We start from the raw sequence: 7565 nt of genomic DNA on the forward strand, positions 1-7565 counted from the left end.
GTTATTTTTCTGGACGTTGCGAGGAACGAGAGCCTGTGCCTCGAGAATATCAGCATCAGCGAAGAATACCCGAAGATGAGGTCCGCGGCCAGCACCACTGCGAAACCGATTCCTACTTTCAGGTACAGGTGGAACGGCACGATGGAGCAGAGCACGAAAAGCGCGTAAATTATTCCGGCCAGCCAGAGCGAGGGCTTCATCCCTATGAGCATCGGAAGCGTCTTGGACTTGCGGGCGCGGGCGTCGCCCTCCACGTCCTCGCATGTCTTCACTATCTCGCGGGCGAGCCCTGCCAGGAACCCCATGAGCGCTATGAAGATGTTGGGCGCGCTGAGCACCGGGCTTACTGCGAGGTTGCCGAACAGGAAAGGTATGCCCATGGTGAACGCGATGTACAGATTCCCGGCCAGCGGAAGGTCCTTGAGCTTCGCGTTGTACAGCAGCGCGAGCGCGTTTATCGCGAGCGTGAGGATGAATATCTGCATGCTGATTAAATAGGAAAGCACGGTCGCGCCTGCTAGCGAAACCGCGGCCAGCGCGAGGGCGAAGTTGGGAGTGAGCTCGCCGCTCACGAGCGGGCGCCCCTCCTTCTTGTTTATCCTGTCGGTTCTCATGTCCAGCAAATCGTTGAGCGCGAACGCGGCCATCTCGCTGAGCACCGGGACCATGAGGGAAATGAGGAGCACCAGGGTGAACGCGGGAATCCCGCTGGAAGCTATCACTTCGGCTATGAAAACCGAGAGGGCGAACATGAGCGCGTGCTCGAACCGCACGAGCCTCAGGACAGCGGAGAGGGTTGTGAGCAAGCCCGGCCCGCGTGAGAGGGGCTTCTCGTACTTGGATTTTTTGAGCCTGGCGCTCGGAAGCGGGATTTTGCCCCCGCCCATCTCAGGGCTGAGGCTGGTTATCTTCCATCCTTTTTCGGTCGCCATGGTTGATACTAATAGGGCTTATTTTAAAAATTTTGCCCATGAATTTTCCTCCATGTTTCTTCACACATATATGCCATACGCTTTCGGGGGCATCCAGACGCCCCTGGAAAAGAGCAGGGTGGTGATAATACCGGTTCCCTACGACGGGACCACCACCTTCAGGGCCGGTTCGAGGGATGGGCCGCACGCGATGATAGTCGCGAGCAGGGCGTTCGAGGATTACGACATGGAGCTGGGCAAGGAACTTGCTTACGAATTGGGGTTTCACACCACGGACGAGGTCGAGCCTGACACCGGTTCCCCGCTTGGGATGGTGGGCAGGGTGCAGGAAGCGGTTGAGGCTGCGCTGGAATTGAAGAAATTCCCGGTTGTTTTCGGAGGCGAGCACACAATCACGCTCGGAGCGGTGAGGGCGTTCGGAAAGCGCTACAAGGAATTTTCAGTCCTTCAGATAGACGCTCACGGGGATATGAGGGCGCAGTATGAGAATTCCCCGTACAACCACGCGTGCGTGATGAGGCGCATACGGGAGGAGAAGTGCGTGAAGAACGCGGTGCAGGTCGGCGTGCGGTCGCTGTGCAAGGAGGAGACGGAATTCATAGAAAAGGCTGGGATTGGAGAATACATTTACTACGATAACAAATTTGATACGAAGAAAATAGTTTCCCAGCTCGGGGAAAACGTTTACATAACCGTGGACCTGGACGGATTGGACCCGAGCATAATGCCTGCGGTCGGGACTCCTGAGCCCAACGGGCTTTTGTGGGAGCAAACGATGGGGCTTCTCAGGGAAGTGACGCGCAAAAAAAAGATAATCGGATTTGACGTGAACGAATTGTGCCCGCTGGCCGGGAACCCTGCGAGCGACCTGGTTGCCGGGAAGCTCGCGTACAAGCTCATAGGCTACTCGTTCTTCCCAAAATGAGCTTGGAAATACCCGAGCGAGGCGTTCTGGAATTCCCGCTGGCTTGGAATGTTGAAATCAGCCATGCACCTGAGCATGTACGGGTGCGGGGAAAAGTGCGCGACGCTCGCCACGTATTCGAACATGTATTCGGTGGAAGTGAGCCATGTGCGCGCGTCCATTCCTGCGCGCTTGAACTGGTCCGTGAAGAGTTTGGAGGAAAGCGCGTAGTCCTTGCTCAGCAGCTTCCCTTGCAGGTTTTCCTGGATGAATGAGAAGCTGATTTTTATCTTTTCGTTTTTCCCGGTGAGGAGGTTTTTCGCGGCTTTTTCCGCATCCGCCGATATGGTTACTCGGCCTTCAGGGCTCATGCCCATTTTATATTCGGATTTTTCGAAATGCGCCAGAAGGAAGGAGGAGAAGAATTCCTTGCCTTCCTGCCTAGCTACTGATTTGCCCAGGAGCATAAGCCTTGAGCCCAGGAAGAATATGGAGCGCGTGGCGCCGTGCGCAAATCCCGAGGGGAGCTTCCCGCCGTTGAGCGCAAGGGCCTGGAAATATGAAACAGGCGTCGCGAACGGGGACTTGGGCTCGAACATGGGCTGAACGAGGAGCTTCGGATACTCTATTGTCGAATAAGCTGAAATCGGAAATGAGGTGAAGGAAGGAGCTATTGATCTGGAATGCCCGAGGCGCGCCAAATCGTCGGCTTGCATGCGCTCAAGAAGCGAACGGTATCCGGAGCTTGATTTCGCCTTGTCGCAGAGGATGCACATCTGCACCACTCAGGAATTTCCCTCGGCCTCATTTATCTCGAGGTCCTTTATCTCCGGGATTGTGCTCTTCACCGCCACCGTGAGCCGGGTCTTCTTCACCTGCGCGTCGGGCTGGCCCTTTTTCATTAGAACTACTGCCTTTTCGCCTAAGAGCGAGGCAGTGCCCTGGATGTCCAGGTCCTTCACAAGCTCGCTCACTTTCTCCGCAGGCGATTCGAAAACGTCGCAGAGCTTCAGATTGTACCGGATGTTCTTGTCTGCCAGCGGATGGTTGAAATCCATGAGCACGCGGCCGCTGTTCACGCTTTTCACCAGGCCGTTGAGCGTCCCGAACTCGGTCTCGAGCTGGATTATCGCGCCAGGGTAGGGGTCTATCTCCTTCCTGTGGAATTCGCTGAGCGAGAAAACCTTGAGCCTGGACGGGTCGCGGCTCCCGAACGCCTTTTCAGGGGAAAGCGTGAACTCCTTCTGCTCTCCTTTCTTCATTGCGGTTATCGCATCGGCCATGCCCGGAACAATGTAGTCGAAGCCGAACACTATGAGCATGCTCCCCTCCTTGCCATGGATCTCCTTGGCTATCTCGCCGCTCGTGCTGTCGAAGACGTTGCCTGCGTCGTCATAGCCCGTGTACTCTATCCTTACGAAATCCCCTTTCTTGACCATCAGATTCACCTGGCATCATGCCAATCGTTTTAAATCGTATGCTTTAAGAATAAAGATGTTTTATTCTATTTAGCAAATGAGTTTTTAAGGCTATAGCAAACCGCCCGGGTTTTTTCGGCACTTCCAGCCGGATTGCGGTTCGGAAGGTAATGGGATGGATGTTTCGGAACTGACCAAAAAGGAGAACCTGTACAAGATAGGCGCGGTAGTGCTCGTGCTGGTATTCGTGTTGGAGATGTTCTCCATGAACTTCTTCAGCACAAATTCAGGCGGAAGCAACAACGAAACTCCTGGGCAGGTGGAGGGGGAAGTGATGGCGCGCGCCCTTGTAGCAGGCTACCAGCCCTATATAGTCACGAGCCTCAAGGACGATTCGCAGCTCTCTTCAATCAGGGGCATATCCGGCGTGGAGGACGTGATGAAGAACGCGCAGGGCTACGTGGTCTCGGTGGGGAATGAGGAGGACGTGGTGCCTGTGTACGCGAAGCTCCTGGAGATGAACGTGAGCGGGCGCGCGAACGCGGTGCTCTCGCTCCCGGAGGAATTCAACGTGAGCGACGGGACCAACAGCCAGACGGTCGGCGGAGCCGAGATAAGCTCGAAACTCGAGCCTATATTTGATATAGGAGACAACATCACCATACAGGTGTTCGTGAGGGCCCGGGAAGGAGTGGTTGTGGCGTACGGGACGGTCAATGTGGTGCCTTCGCTCAAGGAGCTCAGGAAGAACGCCACCGTGGTGGCGCTCGTTGGCTCGGAAACCTTGATAAATGTGCCCTGGGAACAGAGGCATTCGATAAACCCGGAGCTTGAAGCGATCCGGGCAAAGTACGGCACTGGCAATGTGACGTACACTGCAAGGGATTACGTGACCGGGGCGCTCGCAGGGGCGAAGCCGGCTTATGTGACTCTGGTGAGCGGGGATACCATCTTTGTGGGGAATTTCACCAACCAGGGCCAGGTGCTCCTGGACGTCCAGAACGCGACATTCCCGGACTCGCTGCTGGTGGTGAAGGGGAGTGCAGACGAGTTAGAGAATTTCACGAGGGATTACATTTACAGGTACAACGTGAGGCTCGAGGGAGCGAGCCAGCCCATATTCGTCGCGCTGGAAAGTTCCGGGGAATACGCGGCCGGGGACGTGGTGGAGGTGCTGGTTTCCGCGTACGCGATAAAGGACAGGATCACTTCAGTTGAAACGATACGGGAGGCTTGAGTTAGGACTATTCTGGTTTAGGATTTGAATTAAGATTATAGATTATTCTAGTTTAGGGCTTAGATAGTTTAGGCTGATTAGGCTGGTTCTTGGAAACCGAATTGAGCATCGCGTCCTCCTGGTTCCCGTTGGGGGGCTTCTGCTCATTCCCCCCATCTTCCTTTTCAAGGACTTTCTCCCCGAGCTTCACGCCCACGATTTTGGAAAGCCCGTCTGCGCCCCTGCTGACTCCGAAAACCGCGCTCGCGAAAGTCATCACGGTATCCTTGTGCGTAACTAGTATGAACTGGCTGCTCCTAGACATCCCGGTTATCAGCTTGGCCAGGTCCTTCGCGTTCTGCTGGTCGAGCGCCGAGTCCACTTCATCAAGCACGTAGTAGGGGGAGGGCTTCACGAACTGGAGCGCGAATATGAGCATGAGCGTCACGAGGGACTTTTCCCCTCCTGAGAGGGATTCGAGCGCGATTTCCTTCATTCCGCGCTTGAGCTTCAGGTGCAATCCACTTTCGAAAGGCTCGTTCGGCTTGTCCAGGTAAAGGTAGCCTTCCCCGACCTGCGGGATGTGCTTGAACATCTTCTTGAAATTGTCGTTCACCGCGTAGAACGTCTTGAAGAACGCATCCTTCTTCCTGGAGTCTATCTCCTCGACCATGCGCATTATGGCCTGCTTCTCTGAATCCAGCGTGGCCATCTTGTCCCGGACGTCCCCTACTTCGGCTTTTTTCTTTTCGTAAAGCTCTATGGACGCAAGGTTCACGGCCTGGTTCTGGTTGAGGAACGCCTCGGCTTCCTTCATGAGCTTGGTGAGCTCCTCTTTCCCCTTGTCCAGGAAAACGAAATCCCTGAATGAATCGAATTCGGCCTTCAAATCTACGAGCTTGGTCTCGGCAGTGACTTTTTTGAGGTTGAGGGATTCCTGCTCCCTGGAAAGCTTCTGGTGCTCCGAAAGGAGCGTGCCCCTCTGCCTTCCCAGCTCCATTATCGCGGCTTCGGATTCCTTCATCTTCTTGAAAAGCGCTTCAAGCCCCTTGCTCGTGGAAGCGAGCTCGGCTTCCTTCTTCTCTAGCTCAATTCTCTGGCTGGAGAGCCTCCTCTCCAGCTCCGAAATTTTGGACACTGAGGCGTTCCTTTCCTCGCCGAGCTCCTTCTGCCTGAACTCAAGCTTGCGGAGCCCGGTTTTCCTCAACTCCAGCTCCCCGGACAGCCCGGCCTTCCTCGCGTCCAGCGAAGAGAGCTTCGCGACCAGCTCGGTGTGCTTCCTGTTCTTCTCGTCGCTCTGCTTCGCGAGCTGCGCCTCCTCTTCCTGGAGCGCCCTCTCGTCGGAATTTATTTTCTCGGAAAGCGCGAGCGCATCCTCCTCGAGCGCGCCTTTTTTAGCCGCAACGCTTTTCATCCTTGATGAGAGCTCGATTATCTCCTGCCTCCTCTTCTCCGCCTCCTCCTTCTCGCGCCTCGCCTTCTCGTCCTCGCCCTTCATCCCTGAAAGCTCCACTTCCAGGGACTTCATGTGCACCTCTTTCTCGGCGCGCATGTTCCGCACCGAGGACATGCGTTCGCGCAGCTGGGACAGCCCGTCTGTTTCAGCCTGGCGAAGGGCTTTCAGCTCGCTGAGCTCTGAATCCAGCTTCGCGAGCGCGCTCGCGGCCGCGATTCCTGTCGACATCTTCCCTCCGGTTATCACCCCGGACCTTTCGAAAAGCTCGCCATCGAGCGTGACCATCCTGTATTTTCCCAGGCCTATCTTCTTGGCCTCTTCCATGCTCTGCACTAGGAGAGTTTCGCCGAAAGCGTACTCCACCGCCTTGGCGATTTTGCTCTCGTATTTTATGAAATCCGAAAGCGGCCCGAGCCCTTCAGAAGCTGAAATCGAGGAAGTCTTTATCTCCTTCAGGGGTATGAACGTGGCCCGCCCCACCCCCGCCTCCTTTATGCGCGAAATCATTTTCGTTGCGATGTTCGCGTCCGAAACCACGATGTGGAGCAGCCGCGCGCCGGCCGCCGCCTCTATCGCGAGCGCGTACTTCGCTTCGAAGCTTATGAGGTCCACGAGCGCGCCGTGCACCCCGGAGCTTTTCTCCTTGGCCTGGTTTACGAATTCGATTATGGAGCTTGATGCGAGGCGCGGGTTCTGGGCGCGCAGCGCCGCGATTTTCTCGCGCAGGGTCAGGGTTTTGCGCTCCATGTCGGCGATGGAAGCGTTGGATTCCTTCTCCTGCTCGAAAAGCGCCTCGAGCTCTGCCTTCGCGCCCTGCACCTCTTTCGCAAGGATCTCGATTTCGCTCCTGAGCCTGGCTTCCTTTTCCGCATTGTCCACTGTGGAAAAATCCAGGGAGCGCCCCTTTTCCGAAACGAGCTGCTCTGCCGCTTTTATTTCCCCCTCCATGCGTATGATTTCCTCGCGCCTTTTCCCGAGTTCTGCTTTCTCGTCGGACACGAGCTTCCTGAGCCTGGACTCGCTCATCACTTTCGCGAACGCCTCGGCCTGGGGCCTGAGGGAATTGAACTCCTCCTCGGCTTTCTTCAGTTCGGCTTCCTTCTTTTTCGCCTCCTCGGAATCGCGCTTCGCCTCGGCCTTGAGCTGAGCGGCTTCGGCCTCGAGCTTCGCCACTGAGCGCTTCTTCTCCTCGAGCTCCTGCTCGTCCTTCCCTATGGAAAGGCGCAGGGCCTCGAGCTCCCTGGTGAGGGCGCTCTGCTTCTGCCTCGCCTCTATCTCCCTGAGGAAGCCGCCCTTCTCCTCCTCGGAGCGCTTTATCCTCCCGTCCAGCTCATCCATGTCTGCCTGCTTCCGTTTCAGCGAGGCGTCAACTTTCTGGTAATCGTTTATGGCGCGCTCGAGCTCGGAGGTGAGCCGGTCTATCTCCTTTTTTATTATCGAGCCGCGCGCGCTGGCAAACTGCTTCCTCTGCTCGTTGTACTTTATCGCCACTTCGCGCTCCTTCTCGAGTTCGTTGAGCATCCCTATCTTCTCGCCGAGGACCAGGTTGGCCTCCCTTAGGCGCAATTCCACCACTCCGAGGTTGCCCATGGCCTCGCGCTTCTTGTCCTCGAACTCCGAGATTCCCGCGACGCTGTCT

Annotated in this window: 6 protein-coding genes; 2 read left to right on the forward strand and 4 right to left on the reverse strand. The window is 56.2% G+C overall.

Translation table 11 applies throughout. The features are described from left to right. A partial coding sequence (locus WC488_03735; protein MFA5077511.1) for a UbiA family prenyltransferase occupies positions 1–932 on the reverse strand: 932 nt, incomplete at its 3' end. A gap of 52 nt (positions 933–984) precedes the next feature. Here WC488_03735 and speB point away from each other — a divergent pair. Further along, positions 985–1857 (forward strand): agmatinase, encoded by an 873-nt coding sequence (speB, locus tag WC488_03740; protein ID MFA5077512.1) that lies wholly within the window; start codon positions 985–987, stop codon positions 1855–1857. On the opposite strand, the gene WC488_03745 is transcribed toward speB, so the two are convergent. After that, positions 1836–2612, reverse strand: a complete 777-nt coding sequence (locus tag WC488_03745) for a hypothetical protein (GenBank protein MFA5077513.1) — start codon at positions 2610–2612, stop codon at positions 1836–1838. The two genes, speB and WC488_03745, sit on opposite strands and share 22 nt — an antisense overlap. 9 nt (positions 2613–2621) lie before the next feature. Further along, entirely contained in the window at positions 2622–3275 is a 654-nt protein-coding gene (locus tag WC488_03750; protein ID MFA5077514.1) for a peptidylprolyl isomerase, read from the reverse strand. 154 nt (positions 3276–3429) lie between these two features. Between WC488_03750 and WC488_03755 the strand changes: the two genes are divergently transcribed. Continuing rightward, positions 3430–4491, forward strand: a complete 1062-nt coding sequence (locus WC488_03755; GenBank protein ID MFA5077515.1) for a hypothetical protein — start codon at positions 3430–3432, stop codon at positions 4489–4491. A 52-nt stretch (positions 4492–4543) separates the two neighbouring features. Here the strand turns inward: WC488_03755 and WC488_03760 are convergent. Then, the coding region (locus WC488_03760; protein MFA5077516.1) for a chromosome segregation SMC family protein at positions 4544–7565 on the reverse strand (3022 nt) is incomplete at its 5' end.

The organism is Candidatus Micrarchaeia archaeon, assembly GCA_041650355.1.
Classification (GTDB): domain Archaea; phylum Micrarchaeota; class Micrarchaeia; order Anstonellales; family Bilamarchaeaceae; genus JAHJBR01.

What these genes read in the sequence shown, in the direction of transcription:
- speB (MFA5077512.1), top strand. Translation starts at nt 985, where the DNA reads ATGTTTCTTCACACATATATGCCATACGCTTTCGGGGGCATCCAGACG.
- WC488_03745 (MFA5077513.1), bottom strand. Translation starts at nt 2,612, where the DNA reads ATGTGCATCCTCTGCGACAAGGCGAAATCAAGCTCCGGATACCGTTCG.
- WC488_03750 (MFA5077514.1), bottom strand. Translation starts at nt 3,275, where the DNA reads ATGGTCAAGAAAGGGGATTTCGTAAGGATAGAGTACACGGGCTATGAC.
- WC488_03755 (MFA5077515.1), top strand. Translation starts at nt 3,430, where the DNA reads ATGGATGTTTCGGAACTGACCAAAAAGGAGAACCTGTACAAGATAGGC.